The sequence below is a fragment of the Marinicrinis lubricantis genome (assembly GCF_042658665.1).
In the GTDB taxonomy this organism is placed as follows: domain Bacteria; phylum Bacillota; class Bacilli; order Paenibacillales; family KCTC-33676; genus Marinicrinis; species Marinicrinis lubricantis.
In genome coordinates this window covers 22,592-39,544 of record NZ_JBHSQV010000162.1, presented here as the reverse complement: position 1 = coordinate 39,544, position 16,953 = coordinate 22,592, and the positions used below count along the sequence as shown (strand labels likewise).

At 46.7% G+C, this 16,953-nt stretch carries 16 protein-coding genes; 2 read left to right on the top strand and 14 right to left on the bottom strand.

What is annotated here, in order from left to right; all coding sequences use genetic code 11:
* Positions 1-258: 258 nt before the first annotated feature.
* The 8 genes from ACFPXP_RS13635 to ACFPXP_RS13600 are packed head-to-tail and all read right to left on the bottom strand — an operon-like array spanning position 259 to position 7,535.
* Positions 259-1,482, bottom strand: coding sequence for an acyl-CoA reductase (locus ACFPXP_RS13635; protein WP_379894829.1), 1,224 nt, complete (start codon positions 1,480-1,482; stop codon positions 259-261).
* The gene (locus tag ACFPXP_RS13630; protein WP_379894827.1) at positions 1,479-2,570 is read right to left on the bottom strand and encodes a LuxE/PaaK family acyltransferase; all 1,092 of its coding nucleotides are present in this window, start codon (positions 2,568-2,570) and stop codon (positions 1,479-1,481) included. Before ACFPXP_RS13630 ends, ACFPXP_RS13635 begins: the two co-directional genes overlap by 4 nt.
* Positions 2,567-3,973, bottom strand: a complete 1,407-nt coding sequence (locus ACFPXP_RS13625; protein WP_379894826.1) for an AMP-binding protein — start codon at positions 3,971-3,973, stop codon at positions 2,567-2,569. Before ACFPXP_RS13625 ends, ACFPXP_RS13630 begins: the two co-directional genes overlap by 4 nt.
* Complete coding sequence (locus ACFPXP_RS13620; protein ID WP_379894825.1) at positions 3,970-4,713, bottom strand: SDR family NAD(P)-dependent oxidoreductase; 744 nt, start codon at positions 4,711-4,713, stop codon at positions 3,970-3,972. Before ACFPXP_RS13620 ends, ACFPXP_RS13625 begins: the two co-directional genes overlap by 4 nt.
* A complete protein-coding gene (locus ACFPXP_RS13615; protein ID WP_379894823.1) occupies positions 4,713-4,952 on the bottom strand; it encodes an acyl carrier protein in 240 nt (79 codons plus the stop codon). The genes ACFPXP_RS13620 and ACFPXP_RS13615 overlap by 1 nt, the downstream gene beginning before the upstream one ends.
* Before the next feature lie 15 nt (positions 4,953-4,967).
* Positions 4,968-5,864 carry a DapH/DapD/GlmU-related protein gene (locus tag ACFPXP_RS13610; RefSeq protein WP_379894822.1) on the bottom strand — a complete coding sequence of 299 codons (897 nt, stop codon included), beginning with the start codon at positions 5,862-5,864 and terminating at the stop codon, positions 4,968-4,970.
* Positions 5,852-6,484 (bottom strand): PIG-L deacetylase family protein, encoded by a 633-nt coding sequence (locus ACFPXP_RS13605; RefSeq protein WP_379894821.1) that lies wholly within the window; start codon positions 6,482-6,484, stop codon positions 5,852-5,854. The genes ACFPXP_RS13610 and ACFPXP_RS13605 overlap by 13 nt, the downstream gene beginning before the upstream one ends.
* A gap of 34 nt (positions 6,485-6,518) precedes the next feature.
* A complete protein-coding gene (locus ACFPXP_RS13600; protein WP_379894820.1) occupies positions 6,519-7,535 on the bottom strand; it encodes a DUF4855 domain-containing protein in 1,017 nt (338 codons plus the stop codon).
* Positions 7,536-7,711: 176 nt separating this feature from the next.
* Between ACFPXP_RS13600 and ACFPXP_RS13595 the strand changes: the two genes are divergently transcribed.
* Positions 7,712-8,707 (top strand): glycosyltransferase, encoded by a 996-nt coding sequence (locus ACFPXP_RS13595; protein WP_379894819.1) that lies wholly within the window; start codon positions 7,712-7,714, stop codon positions 8,705-8,707.
* A gap of 194 nt (positions 8,708-8,901) precedes the next feature.
* Here ACFPXP_RS13595 and ACFPXP_RS13590 read toward each other — a convergent pair whose 3' ends face one another.
* From ACFPXP_RS13590 to ACFPXP_RS13565, 6 genes are all read right to left on the bottom strand, one after another.
* Positions 8,902-9,888, bottom strand: coding sequence for a DUF4855 domain-containing protein (locus ACFPXP_RS13590; protein ID WP_379894818.1), 987 nt, complete (start codon positions 9,886-9,888; stop codon positions 8,902-8,904).
* A 25-nt stretch (positions 9,889-9,913) separates the two neighbouring features.
* The gene (locus ACFPXP_RS13585) at positions 9,914-10,924 is read right to left on the bottom strand and encodes a glycosyltransferase (protein WP_379894817.1); all 1,011 of its coding nucleotides are present in this window, start codon (positions 10,922-10,924) and stop codon (positions 9,914-9,916) included.
* Between the two features lie 28 nt (positions 10,925-10,952).
* Positions 10,953-11,951, bottom strand: a complete 999-nt coding sequence (locus ACFPXP_RS13580) for a glycosyltransferase (protein WP_379894816.1) — start codon at positions 11,949-11,951, stop codon at positions 10,953-10,955.
* Positions 11,948-12,952 (bottom strand): DUF4855 domain-containing protein, encoded by a 1,005-nt coding sequence (locus ACFPXP_RS13575; RefSeq protein WP_379894815.1) that lies wholly within the window; start codon positions 12,950-12,952, stop codon positions 11,948-11,950. The genes ACFPXP_RS13580 and ACFPXP_RS13575 overlap by 4 nt, the downstream gene beginning before the upstream one ends.
* Positions 12,953-12,973: 21 nt before the next feature.
* Positions 12,974-13,978, bottom strand: coding sequence for a glycosyltransferase family 4 protein (locus tag ACFPXP_RS13570; RefSeq protein WP_379894814.1), 1,005 nt, complete (start codon positions 13,976-13,978; stop codon positions 12,974-12,976).
* Between the two features lie 205 nt (positions 13,979-14,183).
* Positions 14,184-15,344 carry an ROK family protein gene (locus ACFPXP_RS13565; protein ID WP_379894813.1) on the bottom strand — a complete coding sequence of 387 codons (1,161 nt, stop codon included), beginning with the start codon at positions 15,342-15,344 and terminating at the stop codon, positions 14,184-14,186.
* Positions 15,345-15,621: 277 nt separating this feature from the next.
* Between ACFPXP_RS13565 and xylA the strand changes: the two genes are divergently transcribed.
* Complete coding sequence (gene xylA, locus ACFPXP_RS13560; RefSeq protein ID WP_379894811.1) at positions 15,622-16,935, top strand: xylose isomerase; 1,314 nt, start codon at positions 15,622-15,624, stop codon at positions 16,933-16,935.
* Positions 16,936-16,953 lie beyond the last annotated feature (18 nt).

Genomic DNA, 16,953 nt, shown 5'->3' with positions numbered 1-16,953 from the left:
GAAAGCGACAAATTACACTGAGCCTGAACAATTTTATTGTCAGGCTAGCGTCTTTAGGCGCAGTTTGGCAACAGGGGGTTATACCCCCAGAGCAAACCACCCGTTGGACGGGTGGTTATGATTTTCTTCAATAATGAACCGCCACAATTTTTGAACTGCACCTCCAAAGGTTAGAGTGTGTCTAACACGATTGGGGTGCAGTTCAATTTTTCTTGATGGTGATCCTTGTTAACCGACTGCGGAGTCACGTTTCATCGCTTACAGCACGTTAATCTCTCTCGTTAAATACATCATGAGGTCGTAACCGTCCCATATGGGTTGAAACTCAAGCGCCTGACCGATATCGACGATTCGATCAATGCCATATCCTCCAAGCTTGCCTGCGAAGGAAAGCAAATCGGAACGGTCAAAGCCGTATACCGTTAAGGTTTGGTCTTTTCTAGTAAGTTCAGGCAATATGCTTTCCAAGGAGGTTCGCTCTGTTTCAAGAAATAGTCCTCCGCCGCAGTGTTCATCCCTTATTTCCTCGCTTAAGGATGCAATGTGTACGCGATATGGCAGACTCGTGCCGGAGGTGGACAGCTGGTCTCCTTTGCCGTCCATCGCATACGAATAACCGGTAACCATTCGGGTTACACCAACCTCCGGTCCCCAAAGGAGCGTTCTTTGTTCGAGCCATTCGGTAAGCGATGTCCAAAATATGCTTTTCGCCTGTTCAATCTCTTCATTGCTGCCAATCCAGAGAATGAGTCTTGGAGATGAGCAGGCTAATTGATCAAACCAAAAAGCATCATTGTAGAAAAGCTTCGTGATTCTTTTCAATTCCTCGCCATCAGCTTTTACGATGGATGCAGCGTTCAACGCGCATATGGAAAACTTGCCTGTGAAACAGAGCTCTGTGGCATTCGGCGGTAGAGGAATGCTGCGAATTTTGCGTATGGTGTCATCTCCGCCCCATATTAATCGGACATCACATAAGGAGGAAAACAGCTGTGTAACGGTATCGTCATGATCGTAGCTGACGATCAAGGTTCTTTTCTTAATTTCAGCAAATGCGGGGTTAGACAGTGTATCATTCAACACTTTGATCAACATTTGGATCTGCTCTGTTCGTCTGGTCGACAGCCGAATCATATTGACATTGCCAATGAGCAGGGAGAGAAACCATGAATATAAAAAAATCGTATCCACGTTGGATGGTGCAAGATGAAAAGCCGATCCGCGGGGGACAATGATACGCTTGCCTGCTTTTGCTTCAAACGCATGCTGCAGCTGCTTGAGATGCGATTTGCGCATCCAATGGGCCATTGCCATCATTTCCGGAAATCCGCGGAACGTTCGGTCTAACAAGATTCGTCTCGATACTTCAGATATAAATTCCATCGAACGATGATGAAAGGGGGAGAGGGGCGTAGATTCGGCAATTTCTGCTGCATATTCTTGCCAAGGTTTATCCGTTTGAGCGGGTAGCAAAATGTTCATGTGCGGCTTACCTCCTCAAAGGCATGCGTATCACTGCAGCCGCGCAGCTCTGCGGCCGGGAGACGTCCATGGACTTGGAAGTATTTACCATGTCGTCCGCAGGGGCAATCGTCCTCACCCAAAATAGTCCCTAAGTCTTCGGTCAGCAAGCTGTGACCGGGATAACTTCTAGGCAGGATGCTTAATGTCTGAATTAATCCGGATTGGCCTGCAGGCAAGACTTCCAACGTGAGGGGGTCTCTAATCATGACATCCGCAAAATCGGGTGCATGCAAATGTCCTTCTTCGCACTCGACGAACACGGAACCGATCTGCTCGACCATGCCATAGAAATTATGCACCTTTTGAATTCCAAGCTGATCTTTTAAACGGTCCTTGAAGGTTTGATTGTCTACCGCCATATCGATCAGTTTTTTCCAACCTCCGCTGTGAATGAGCATACTACCAGGGAGTTGAAGCTGTATCCCTTGTTCTGCAGCCTGGAGATAGAAGTACTGCCATACCATAAATGTGAATCCGAAAAACAAGATGTTCTCATCCTTATGATCATCTAGATACTGCTTCAGCGCATCCCACTGAATATTCATGTCCCCGTCCAGCATGTAGAAGTGGCTGCGGCCTAAAAACGATAGACCTAACAGCCCGGCGCCGCGTGCACTGAAGGAGGTGCGATCCTTGATGACATCCTTGGAATCTACGAAGATCATAGGATAGCGCTGATTCCCAACGAACGAAGACATAATGGACACAAGAGCTTTTGTTTGCAGTACGGACGTTTCTTTATCCAAAAAGATGCGAGAGACCACTTGTGACGTCGTTCCGCTCGAGGTTAACGTTTTGATGACTGATTCCCGAGGGACGGACCTCAGCTCATGCTGCTTAAATAGACGCACAGGGAGCATCGGAAGGGATTCGATGTCCTGCACCGTCTCCCATCTGCTGGGAATGGCGGCCAATAATTTACGATAGGGCTCGCTGCGCGATTGATGGAATTCAGTGAGTTCACACAAAAGCTCTCCAAGCAGCTTTCTCTTTTGCAAACGACGTAGCTTGTAAGGATTTTGAGAAATTAAAGCTTCAATATTCATTCTCTCACCCTTTCATATAATGCGTGGTAATCTACTTTACCTGTCGTTAGACGGGGAATGTCTTCAAGGACAGCGATCCGGAATACGGACGGATGAAGATGATACACTTCCGTTAACATGGTCTTGATCTTTTGTCGGCTGGTCTCATTGCGAATGACAATCACCAAGTTTGTATCATCACCCATACAGTAGCACGCCTCGCCGTTCGTTTGTTCCGCTAGTCGTTCGACTTCATCAAGATTGATTCGCAAGCCTAAAACCTTAATGAATCGCTTCTTTCTTCCCACAATATAATAAAATCCGTTCTCACCTTTGCGAGCGATGTCTCCCGTGAGCAACCGTCCTTTCAGTTCGTCCTCTTTAGCTAGATCCGCGCGGTTCGAAGCATATCCCATCATCACATTGGGGCCGGAATAAACCAGTTCCCCGGATTCCTTATCAATCTCTAATGTGCCTCCCGGGATCGGAATGCCGATGGAGCCGATGCCTTCCTTGATTTTGTCATACGGTACATAGCTGATTCGTGCTGTTGCCTCCGTTTGTCCATACATCGTAAAGAATCGCAGTTGATTCGCGTATGCGATATCGGCGAAGTAGTGCTGCAGTTTTTCGTCTAATCGGCCTCCGGCCTGTGTCATCGTGCGCAGCGTGGGGAGCGACTTGCACATCCGCTCGAAATTCAATCTGTGCAGCATTTGATAAACATAAGGGACACCTGCTAACGAGGTGGCCCCATGCTCTCGAAAAAAGTCCCAAAACGATTTACTGACTAAGTTGGCCTCAGTCATTAGAAGCGTTGCATGATGAAGCAGATGGCTGTTGATGACGGATAATCCATAAGAATATTGCATAGGAAGTGTTGTAATAGGCCGTTCCGACGAAGCAATTTCTAAATACGTCGCAATCGATTCGGTGTTTGCTTGTAAATTGTGATAGGACAGACGCACCATCTTTGGACTGCCGGTTGTTCCGGAGGTGGAGAGGAGCAAAGCCAGATCAGGGTGAATTTCAGGCGCCTCCGGCCGGCTTGATTCATTTCGAAGCATCAGCATGTAACCGAATGCGTCGCCTTGGATCCGATAATGCGCAGGTAGACTGCTATCTTTAGGAAGCCAAAGCCATTCCGGGCGATATTCCTTGATCAGTTGTTCCCGCAGCCGATCATGCATGGACGCGTCCAGCAGGGTGATGGTATGGCCGCTTTGCAGTCCTGCCAAGTATCCGACTAGCGCACCAAATGTGTTTCTGCAAAAGACAAATCCCAACGATTTGATTTGAAAGGATAGTTGCCGCTTTAAGTCAGACGAGGAGCGGGAAAGATCCGCATAGCTCCATGCTTGGCTTTCGGCTTGTTCTATAACGGCTGAATTTCCAATGACATCGTCTATATGCCAGAAACTCATACGATCATCCCCCCGTCAACTCCGATGACTTGCCCGGTAACATATGCTGAACGATCGGAAGCGAGAAAAGCGATCATCGATGCGACATCCGTTGGATCTCCGATTCTCCCCATACGGATCGATTTAATTTGTTCGTCAATGGTTTTTGCGGGGAACTGACGGATCAAATTCGTGTCGATAAATCCAGGGGCTACGACATTCACTCTGATATTGGAAGGCGCTAGTTCTTTGGCTGCGGATTTCGATGCGCCGATCAGGGCCGCTTTGCTCGCGCTGTAGGCAACATATCCAGGGCTGCCAAAGCGGCCTAGAATAGAACTGATATTAATCATTGAACCGGATTTCTGACGCATCATAAGTCTTGAAGCGTACTGCATATGAAATATCACCGAATAGAGATTGACAGCGAACATTCGATGAAGAGACTCCTCAGTAATCATCCCCAACATGGCTTTTTCCAGCATGCCCGCGTTGTTCACCAGTACGTCTAGACGCTTGTACGCTTTTTGAACGGAAGAGAGTGCTTCCTTCGTTTCGCCGCGGTTGGATACATCATAGGCCAGGAGCAGAGGAGGATTCATGCCCAATGACTTGATTCGTTCTGAGGTTTCCGATAAGTTCTCCATCTTCCTGGCGCTGATTACGACATGGGCTCCTTCTGCTGCGAGGGCAACCGCCGCGGCTTGCCCGATGCCTCTTGAAGCTCCGGTGACCCATGCGATTTTTTCTTCCAAAAGCATCAGCAATCGACTCCGTACTTGCTTCTTAAAATCTCTTTCACTTTCTTGTAGCTCGAAAAATCAATCACATCCTCAGTATCCACCATAATATCAAAGGCATCATCGATTGCGGCGACGAGCGCCATATGAGCGACGGAGTCCCATTCAGGGATGCTGTTGTATTCCAGTTCATCGATAACCTGCTCCTCAGGGATCGATAATACTTCCGAGAAAATCGTTCGTAATTGATTTTTTTCCATAATGAAGCCCTCCTATCATTTCGAAATCACTCTGGCAGGATTGCCGAACAGTTTTTGATGTGCCCCTACGTTCTGAATAACAACTGCGCCCATTCCGATGTACGCATGGTCACCGATGGTCACTTTTTGCAGTGTTGAGGCGTTCAAACCTAGCCAAGCATACCTGCCAATCACCGAGCCTCCACCGAGTATCGTCCCAGCCGTCAGCATGGCTCCTTCTGCGATGCGGCAGTTATGCCCGACATGGACATGGTCATCGATTTTGGCATATCGTTCGATGACCGTATCTTGCAGCGTTCCTCTGCATACGGTGCTCAAACTGCCAATTTGCACGTCATCTTCAACCCGTACTGAACCCAGATGGGGCATGTGCATGGGTATACCGTCCAGATCTCGTTCAAATCCAAAACCTTCCTCACCGATCACGGCACCGGATTTAATCCAGCAGTTCCGTCCGATTGAAACACCATCTTCAATGACGACATGATGGCCAATGACGGTGTTCTCACCGATCACGGCACCGCGCCCAATGAACGTGTTCTTCCCGACTTTGACACTGGGATGGATACGCGCTTCTTCCGTTTCTTCTCTGAAACCGACCTGCCGTGACAAGAGCTGCAGTGCAAGAGCAAAGTGAAGTCTCGGCGTATCTGATACGAGTACGGTGATGTGATCAGCAGCAGCTTCGGCCGGACCAATGACAGCAACTTGATAAGGAGTTGTACCCGCCAAAAGTGGGGAACTGGCAAAGGATAGAGAGCCTTCAGCTAAAGCTGTAAGCGGCCGGACCCTTTCAATGTGCAAATCGGAACCGATGAGTGGAAGCTTTAGCTGATCAGCCAGCCATGAGACTTTAACCTTTGTCATAAGTTCTGTTCGCTTGTTTTCGTTTTTGCCGTCTAGACGACCCATCGAATCACCTCAAAGCACTCCGCATAAGGAACACTGTATTGGGTGCCCCTTGTCTTTGCCAAACCGTAAATAAACTGTTTGTCAAAATAAGCGCGGTGCTGCTGCGTCTTATAGTGCTGTAATGCTTCATATTTTTTATCAAGGTCTTTTTCGTCGACAATGGAATAACAAGTATGATCGTAGGTCAGCGTATTCCATGGCAGTTCGTAAGCTAGGATCGAGGAGAGTTTGAAAGCACGAATTCCTTCCATTGTCACAACTTGGTGGTCCTGATGAATATCATGAAGAGACGGCAGCAGGATTAAGTCCGGTTGTAAATCCTTTCTTTTCTGAATGAGGTCTTCCAGAATATTTTGTCTGTATTCAGTAAATTTTCGAACAGGATATTTTAGTATCTCTACGTTTGTTGCCGGAATCCCAAGTGTCATGGTGGATTGAAGTGCTTCCCTTCGTAATTCATCCTTTGGGAATGAGGAAGGTACAGATTCTTCTGCAGCTGAAAATGCAACATAATGAACTTCTTTGCCTTCGCGCGCCCACTTGTGGATCGTAGCTCCGCAACCTAATTCCCCATCATCCGTATGAGGTGCGAGGATCAGGATTTTTTGAATAGCACCCACGTCATGCCCTCCTTTTGATTACTCTGAGTTTATATTAGACGTAAGGCATCCCTGGATAGCTTATTTTGGAATAAAGCCCCTTAATAAACGTATACAGCCTGATATAATCGACGATTCGATTTTCGTACATTTCTTTTAATGTTTGTCCGGGAAATTGGTAGACGAGAAAGGCTGACTTCATATAGTTGGAACGATCGGGAAGACCGAAATTAAAGTAATCTAATAGATCCGTATCCTTGTATAGAACTCCTTTTCCACCAATGATTTGAATTCCTGTATGAAAATGCTTCGCATAGTTCGCACATGATTCAATCCAATACATATTGTTTACGGAGTTTCCATAAAGATTGGCTTGGGTGACAACGGCATCGAAATCCAGTTGGTCCCATTTCAAACACATATACGATCCATGAAAAGGGAGCCACATTCTATGAAATCCTTTGCTTTTAATATACAGATTCGTCTCCAATACAAGCTTCTCATCGAAATCAAACACACTTTCCCTTTGCCAAACGAAACCGCGAAAAATCAATCGGTCAGACAGATGCTTTGCGGCGTTCCAGCGAATCAGAAATTGATCAATCCACCATTTGACAGCGGCCAATCGGTCTTCGACTGTATTAAAATGAAGCAACTTGCCCCCTACGACACCGAAGTTTTGCTGATGCAAAAATGGGTAAGGGACGGTCATCCAGAGGTCGAGTGCTTTGCCAGCAGCTGCCTCGTGAAGCGCATGGAGGTTCTGGCCAGGAAGAAACAATTGATTCAGCCATTCCTGCCAATCTGTGAGGTCACCTAAAGTACCAAAGGCGGCATATTTCGGATAAATATAGCGGTTTTTACGAACGGACACCGGCGTGAAGATAAAGCCGTGAAACATCCAATCGGCGGGGCTGCCATTAATGATATAGGAAGCATAGTATTTTAGAACGTCAGCAGTCCAATTCGTTACGGCATGATCTGTGACTCCGCCGCAAGGTAGAACGCAGAGGTGGTTGCGAAATCCATCTTGCTGGGAGGATAGGTACCCTTCCGAAGATGTTTTGAGCATAAAATTCTCACACCTTTCCATATCATCGTTACCGTACAGCTTATGTTGGACAAAACTGAATTGTAATCAGACAAACTACTATTTTTGCCGGTCGCAATCACGAGCTGTCCCACACACGCATACGAGTGTAAAGAACGAAACTGCTTTCATATCACATTTAAGGTAAGGTGAAGAACATGAAAATCGTCCATCTTCCTATCGAGCTGGCAGGCCAGATCGGAGCGCTCTGCGGAGCGGCGAAGCATTACGGACATGAAGCTTTCGGATACAATTATTTTCATACGGTGCTTGGTTATAAGGAAAATGTAATGATTGCAGACGGCTTTGAAATTTTGAACGTCATGGATCAAGCCATTCCTTATTTCGATCTGTTTCATTTTCATTACTCTTCGACGTCGATGTGGGACTATCAAGATCTTGAATTGATCCGAAATCAAGGGAAAAAGGCGCTTATGCATCATTGGGGCAACGATGTTCGAATGCCCAGCATTGCAAAGCGCAACAATCCGTATGTCAATACGGGGGACAGCCCTCCGGAAGATCAAATCCGCGAAAAGCTGAGTAAAATTGGAGCTTACATTTCCACTGCTATTGTTCAAGATTATGAAGTACTGCCTTATGTGCAGCCTTATTATAAGAAGGTGCATGTTCTGCCGGTCATCGTGGATACGACAAAGTTTCTGCCTCAATACCCGGATCCTGGAGAAAAAAATCCGCTTGTCATTCATGCGCCGACGAATCCGGAGTTTAAGGGAACACCAGTGATTGAAAAGGTAATTGCCCAGCTGCAAAAGGAAATTCCTTTTCGTTATCAAAGAATTGAACAAATGAGCAATCAACAGGCTATTCAGATGTATCGCACTGCGGACGTAGTCATTGACCAGATGCTAACGGGTTCGTATGGTTTGCTGTGTACGGAATCGATGGCCTTAGGAAAACCGGTTGTGACTTATGTTAGAGACGATTTAATGGGAATGTACAGCGTCAAGCCTCCGATCAGTAATGCCAATCCGGATACGTTATACGTTGTATTAAAGAATTTACTCACGCAAGGCGAGATGCGCAGACAAATCGGAATAGAAGCGCGAAAATTCGCGGAAAGCTATCATGATATGAAAGTAGTGGGACGACAGTTGATCAGCATCTATGAGGATGTTCTGAAAAACGGATAAACGTTCAAATAAAGACGAGAGCCGTCCTGCGCCATAATCATCGACTGAGTCGGTTCTCGTTACCTTGTAACAAGTTTTCATAGCATTAAAAAAAGAGCCAATCACGTGGGTGAAAATGACACACGGATGCTGCTCTTTTTTTTTACATCGAAAGTATACCTTGGTAACTTGCCATCTTTTCTATGAAGTTCATTTTAATCTTTCGAAGATGATAGCTGCTGAATACATTGACTGATGTTGAGATAGAGTGTGGGGTTTTGTTGAGCGATTTCATATAAATCCGTATTCTCAAAATGAAAGAGAACGAGGGCTTGGTTTCCTATTAAAGATGGCTCACGGTTCCCAGCCTGCAAATATTCATAAATATGCAGGTCATCGTATATGAGTCCTTTTCCGTAGTTCATCTGCAGGCCCAGCCGATAATAATGAGCAAAAACCTTTGCATTTTGGATCCAATCTTTGCTTAAATCATTGTTTCCGTAATAATTAGGATTAACGATGACTGCATCGAACCCGAGTGATTGCCAATCCATCACGTAATTGGTGCCGTAATTGGCTACCCAGATGAAGTCTGAGGATCTGTGATGAATTTCCTTCGCTAGTCGGGTTACTAGTTCCACATCGGCTTCTAGCAAACTATCCATCGGCCAGCGAAAACCTTTGAAGCGCAGCTGACGCTGAATTCCGCAATGAGCCCAGTTGAAGCGAAATAAATCAATCCACCAGACGAGTGCTTTTAAACGGTCATTCACTTGGGTGAAATCTAAAGGCGACTCGCTTCCTAATTGAAAGCTTCGCTGGCAGGGATCGGGATAGGGCAAAGTGACCCATATATCCAATGGATTGCTAAGTTCATGCTGTGTAGTGAGATGAGAAAGGGCTGGCAGATTGAAGCCCGGCTTAAACAATTCCAGCATCCATTCGCTCCATTCCAGCGCGCTGCCGGGTTCGGTAAAGCCTCTGTATAACGGGTCTAGAAATGTGCCGTTTGCGGTACGGAGCGGAGAGAATAAGAAGCTTCGAAACAACGTCCTTCCGCTGGAATGCAATGAATCCCGCACATAAACAGACAAGACGGATTCACCCAGTGTCACAGATCGTTCCTTATATGGATGCAGACCGCAGCGGACATGGACGATCGGATTAAGATATCCTGAGGCTTGCGGAAGAAAATAGGCCAATGGAACTTGACTCCTTTCCTATAGACTACGTATTCATTACAAATTGGTAGATTTCCAGCAGACGGGGGATGACTACGTTCAGATCATGGACTTTCAGGCAGTACTCTCTGCTTTTTCGGCCTGCAGTGTGTCGCAGCTCTCCGTCCGTGAGGTAGCGTTCGAGTTGATCGGCTAACGTAATCGGATTGGCTTGGATAAAAGGCAGCGGATACGGATACGTATTTAATAAGTCCTCTCGAATATAACAGACGACCGGTTTGCCCAGCGCCATCGCTTCCACAGAGAAGACTCCATAAGTTCCGACTAAAATCTGGTCGATAACGATGTCCGCCTGGCGGTAAAGCTGCAGGGCTTCAGCGTTGCTGAGATACTCGATTCTCTTATATTCGAAAGCTATTCCTTTTTGCTTCAAATGCGTCAGTGCAGCTTCGATAAACGCCGTTCCTTTGAAAGAAGGCTGTGTGGGTGCGTGAATGATTAAGGGGACTTTCTTGTTTGGGTCCGGATAACTAGGCACGACCATTTCGGCATCGTAGGCTAATGGGAGTATGAAGATATGCTCATAGTAATCCCGCACGTAAGGGTGGAGCTCGTAATCTTGAATGATCGCCGTTTTAATTCTGGAGCTGATGTTCTTCAGCTTCTCGATCATGAGCTGATCGGTACAGGGATTGCATGGATCGCCAAGGAAAGGGCTGAGAATTTTGCTCGCGGCTTCTATCCGGACATCATTGCCCCAATGATGCATAATCATTTTTTTGCCCATCTTAACAATTTCATCTAGGTCGGCGTAATGACTGTCCAGAGTGGCCGAGAGGTGGTAGTGAAAAATATCGATATTCTTCTTATATTTGTGGTACTCGCCTACGACATTGGATAAGTCTGTATGCTGCAAATGATCACTATAGTTCAGAAAGGTGCGGAAGGTGTTATAACCGAATGCCTTATGGCCGTACTGTCTCAACCCTTTAACCAGCATACCCATTTGTCCGGCGATTTCCACAGGGCTGTGAAAGACGTTGTAGGTATCAGCCATTTTGAATATACACCTCCTTGCGAAAGCGTTAAATGGGTGCTCCGATTTCTTTATAGATGTCTAAAAGCTGTGTACAGACAACACGGATATCATGATAGGTCTCGGCGTATTTTCGACCTTCCTGCCCCTTTAGTCTGCGAAGCTTCGGATTTTGTATCAGTTCCTTCAGCACCTCATATACGCGTGACGGATTTGCAGAACAGATCGGAGGAACATCCCAAAATTGATCGACCAGGTCCTCTCGAATATAGCCGACAACGGGCTTGCCCAGACTCATCGATTCGACGGCCAGCATCCCATACGAACCGCATAAGATTTGGTCGACAACGATATCGGCTTTTTGATACATGCTGATCGCTTCTTTATTGCTCATTTTTTCGATGCGCTTATAGTTGAACTTCACTCCCTCTTGCTGCAGCGCAGATATGGCTTTCTCGACATATTCTGTCCCTTTAAATAACGGATTCGTAGGAGCATGAATGACGAGGGGAACCTCTTGTTCTTCGTCGGGATAAAACGTCTGCACGCTCTGCACATCCATGGTGATCGGGAGAACATACACTTTTTTGAAGTAGTCAGCCACATAAGGATATACTTCGTAGTCCTGCACTACGGCATAATCAATATAGGAGGTAACGGTCTTTAGACTTTTTTCAATTTGCTCGGGAGGCGGCGAATCGCCGGTGTAGGCGTATGGATTGTTTCTTGTTGCTAATTCGTGCGTTCTTACATCATTGCCCCAGTAATGCATAAGCATCGGTTTGTTCAAGTCCTTAATTATTTTTAAATCACTATAGCCGGATGTGAGAGAGGCGTTGTAATGAAAATGGAATAAGTCAAAGTAGTGAATGATCTCCGGTGATTTCCATTCCAATTCATATTCGTCGAGACTGTGTGTTCGCTCCCTATAACCTAAATAAGAATGGAAGGTATTAAAAGCCTCTGCTTCATGCCCCATCTGTCTAAGTCTGCTGCTGATAATCCCCATCTGACCGGCAATCTCGATTGGCCCATGAAGTATTTTCATTGGTGTCCTCCTTTTAGATCTTCGCTGTTCATATCCTGATGATGAATGTAGGCGTACAGATCCTGATAGTTGGGATGCGAAGCGAGCTGCGGGGAGGAGGCTCCCGTAAAAATATCGTAAATCTGGAGCGCATCCTGGAAATGATCACGGCCAGCTTCCAGAAGTTCCTTTAATTGCGTCGTTGACCAGCGTTGATCGGCCCACAGAACCATGCCTAATACATAATTAGAGGATAGTTTGACAGCGTGCTTGATCCATTGTTTTCCTCTTAGCTCCGATTGCAGAAAGGTAGGTCTTGTAAATACGCCGGAAAATCCCCATTCCTTGCCTTTAATTGCATCGGTTGTCCCGTAATTTTGCAGCCAAAGCCAGTTCTTGACGCGATCTTTGACGAATGGACTTAAAGCGCAGATCAATTCTTTATCGCCTATGTCCAGAAAGCTTTTCGTCCATACGAAGCCCTGCAGTCTGCAGCGCTGCTGCGGATACTTCTGCTCAGCAAGCCGATAACGCTTCAGCACCTGTTCGAACCACCATTTTACCGCTTCAAGGCGATCCGCCTGAGAAATCGAAAAGTTCAGCGTCTTGCCTTGAATTTGGCCGAAGTCTTCCTTCGCGAGCACCATCGGATATGGAAGTGCGATCCAAATATCTACGTAACGATCGGAAGGGATGCTTTGAGATAAGCAAAGCAGTGCGTCAATCTGCGTACCCGGTGCAAAGAGCTGCTCAAGCGATTGTTCCCATGCATGCAGCTTCGAGGGCTTCCCCAATCCGATGGAGCGTGGAGATATCGCGACGCCATCCGCGGATTGGTCCGCTTCAAAAAGAATCCCCCCGAACAGCACATCTTTTCTGGCTCCGCCCTCCATATAAAATAAATAACTCTCCAGATCGGATGCTGACCATTGTCTTAAATGTGAGCTATTGGGCGACTTCATGTAACTACAGTAGGCAATATGATTATTCACGCCGAGTGATTCGGCGGTTAACAAGCCCATTGTTTTCCCTCCTGTTCAATTCTAATCCGTGATGCTGTCGTAAATATCGACCAGCTGCTTGGCGACGATGTCGGCACGGTGATGCTTCTCCACGTACTTTCTGCCTCTCCGTCCAATGTCGTGAAGCTCGTCGCGGTTTTTGATCAAACGCCGCAGCACTCTTCTGATGGTATCGGGATTGGCGGAAACAATCGGCAGCTTGCCGGGATAGGTATCTACTAAATCTTCCCGAATATAAGCGACGACGGGTTTACCGAGCGCCATCGCTTCCACACTCACATTGCCAAAGGCGCCGCAGCGGATTTGATCGATGACCAGGTCTGCTTCGCGGTACAGCCGTTTGGCTTCTTCATGGCTTTTGTTTTCAATTCTTACGTACTCAAAGCTGTATTTTTCCTTCAGATCGGATATCGCCTTTTCAATAAATTCGCTTCCCTTGAATTCTCGGTCCGTAGGTGCGTGAACGATTAGTGGTTTTTTTAGATCGGAATGAGGATAAATCGGCTTCAGTTTATCGGTGTCGATCAAGCGGGGGAGAACATGTACCTTCGGGTAGTAGTCCTTCACATAATGGTAGAGCTCGTAGTCCTGCACGATAACGGCAGACATGTATTTGGAAAACTGCTGCAAATTGTGATGTATTGCAGCGTCAGGAAAAGAAGATCCGGTATAAGCGTAGGGGTTCGAATAGCTGTCGCCCTTTCGTGCTTTATCCGAAAAACGCACATCGTTGCCTCGGTGATGCATGACCATTTTAATACCGGCATCCTTCAGCATCGGCAAATCCCGAAAGTCGGAAAAGAAGGTATAGCTGTTATGAAAATGAAAGATGTTGAAGTGATGAAGGGCGGCATCAAAAAGCTTTTGCAGTTGATATAAGTCTGTGTGAATGATGGATCCTTCATAATTCAAGTAGGTTTGGAAGTAGTTGTAACCTACTGCGTGGTGTCCTAGCTTCTTCAAATATTCACAGATGAGTCCGACCTGCCCTGCAATTTCAATAGGTGCGTGCAGTACTTTATGCATGAGTTCACCTCTTTTTCTCCACAGTTCAATTCATCATATTCAGAGGCATATCTCTTGCCATAGACATGAAACCTAGGACAGGGAAAACGGGCAAAAATGCTGTGGGCACTGCAGACGGAGGAAGGAGATGTCTATGAAAGACATAGAAAAAGGTGTCCTCTCCATCGAATGAGAAGACACCTTGACTAATGTAATATAGAGCAGCTTAAGAGGCTTGCATGAAAAATTGCTGCACGGCGAGCGAGGCTGCACCGATGGCAGAAGCTTTCGTCTCGAGCGCGGAATATTCAATGTTCACATCGTTATAATGGCTGCTCAAGCTTCGGCTTTTGACGACCTGTTTCAGCGAAGGATGAATCCATTTTCCAGCAGCTGCGATTTGCTTCCCAATAATGATCTTCTCGGGATTGAATGTATTGACGATGTTGACCAGACCGATGCCCAGATCACGGCCAAATTGCTGCAGGCACTGGACTGCTTCGTCGTCCCCGGCTTCTGCTTTTTGCAGCAGCAGGGGCACGGTAACCGTCTCATTCGGCCAGTGCTGAGCCGCATGCTCCAAGAGCGCGCTTTCGGAAGCGTACAGCTCCCAGCAGCCTTGATTGCCGCAAGGGCATGGCTGGCCGTTTTCCCGGATCGTCGTATGACCCATCTCCCCGGAAAATCCGGTGACGCCTCGGTACAGCTGACCATTCAATATGATGCCGGTTCCGATTCCTCGGCCCACACTAATAAAAATGAGATTGCTGCTTTGTCTGCCGATGCCAAATCGGTATTCTCCAAGCGCTCCGGTGTTGGCCTCATTATCGACAAGCACAGGCTTCGGAATGGCTTCAGCGAGCCGTTTCTGCAGAGGGACTTTCTTCCAGCGCAGGTGGGGTGCGGACAGGATCGTGCCTTCGCTGTCAACAATGCCCGGAGCTCCAATGCCTAAACCGATCAAGCCGTAAGGGCTGGGCGGCAGGTTCTGTGCGGTGTGCTCGTATACTTCGAGGATTTGAGCGATGACCGAATCCGGCGATTTGTCCTTTAATCGCGTTTCATATTGCTGTACCACTTGTCCTGAAAGGTCTGTTACCACCGTTAATAAATACTCGATACCGAGATCCATGCCAATCGCATAGCCCGCTTTTTCGTTAAACAGCAGCATAATCGGTTTTCTTCCGCCGCTCGATTCGCCAAGTCCTGTTTCAAATACGAGATGCTCGTCGATAAGTTCTGCCACCAAGGAGGAAACAGTCGCCTTGTTCAGGCCGGATTTGACGGAAATTTCAGCCCGGGAAAGGGGGGCGTCTTGTTTAATGATGTCGAGAACGATGGCTTTATTAATACGTTTAATCATATGCTGATCGCCGGTGAGCTTCATAGGAACACCTCTGACTAATTGATAGGTTTAGTTGGAAAATAGATAGATAACTTGTCATAGAAAAACGAGTGAAACGGCCGTTTTATCGAATTCCGCCGTTCTTTATCAAAAAAGGGAATTATGAAAATCATCATATCATGCAGGTTAAAAAAATTATAGCATAACTTAGTTCGTTTTATCGACAAACAAAGTTTGCCGTGCTACAATACGTATAGAAACACGGTTTACCAAACATATTCACGAAGTGAACAAATTTCGATCCGGAGGGATGAATGAAATGGCTTATTTTGATCAAGTCGGAAAAATTCAATACGAAGGTAAAGACACCCAAAATCCGCTAGCTTACAAATATTACAACCCAAGTGAAGTGGTTGCAGGCAAAACGATGGAAGAGCACCTTCGCTTCGCGGTAGCATACTGGCATACGTTCACAGCAGACGGCGGAGACCCGTTCGGTTCGGGTACGGCAGTTCGCAGTTGGGATCGCTTACAAGGCATGGATTTGGCGAAAGCGAGAGTGGAAGCGTCTTTTGAATTTTATGATAAGCTGAATGTTCCTTATTTCTGCTTCCATGACCGCGATATTGCTCCTGAAGGAGATACGCTGCAGGAAACGAACAAAAACCTTGATGTCATCGTTGCCATGATTAAAGAATATATGAAAACCAGCAAAACGAAGCTGTTGTGGAACACAGCAAACATGTTTACGAATCCTAGATTCACATTCGGTGCCGCTACAACTTCCAACGCGGATGTGTATGCCTATGCAGCTGCACAGGTGAAGAAGGGGCTGGAGACAGGTCTTGAGCTTGGTTCCGAGAACTATGTGTTCTGGGGCGGAAGAGAAGGCTATGAATCCTTGTTGAACACGGACATGAAGCTGGAGCAGGACAACTTAGCGCGTTTTTATCATATGGCGGTTGCTTATGCGAAGGAAATCGGCTACACCGGACAATTCCTTATTGAGCCGAAACCGAAAGAGCCTACTAAGCATCAATATGACTTCGATGCAGCGACTACGATTGCGTTCCTTCAAACATACGGCTTGCAGGATCACTTCAAGCTGAATCTGGAAGCGAACCACGCTACGCTGGCTGGACATACGTTCGAGCATGAGCTTCGTGTGGCAAGAATCAACGGTATGCTCGGTTCGATCGATGCGAACCAAGGCGATTTGCTGCTCGGATGGGATACGGATGAATTCCCTACAGACATTCATTCTGTAACTCTTGCAATGTATGAAATTTTGAAAAACGGCGGTCTTGGTTCCGGCGGCGTGAATTTCGACGCGAAGGTTCGCAGAAACTCCTTCGAGCCAATCGACCTGTTCTATGCTCATATCGCAGGTATCGATACATTCGCAAAAGGCTTAAAAGTCGCTGCGAAATTAATTGAAGACGGCGTATTCGAAAGCATCATTGATGAGCGTTATGCCAGCTTCAAGAGCGGCATCGGTGCCGACATCGTTGCGGGCAAAGCGGACTTCAAGAGCTTGGAAGCTTACGCGCTGCAAAACAATCCGATTCAAAACGTATCCGGCCGTTTGGAAAGAATTCGCTTCGTATTGAACGAATACATTTTCAACAACTAATTTCATAGTAAAACCAAT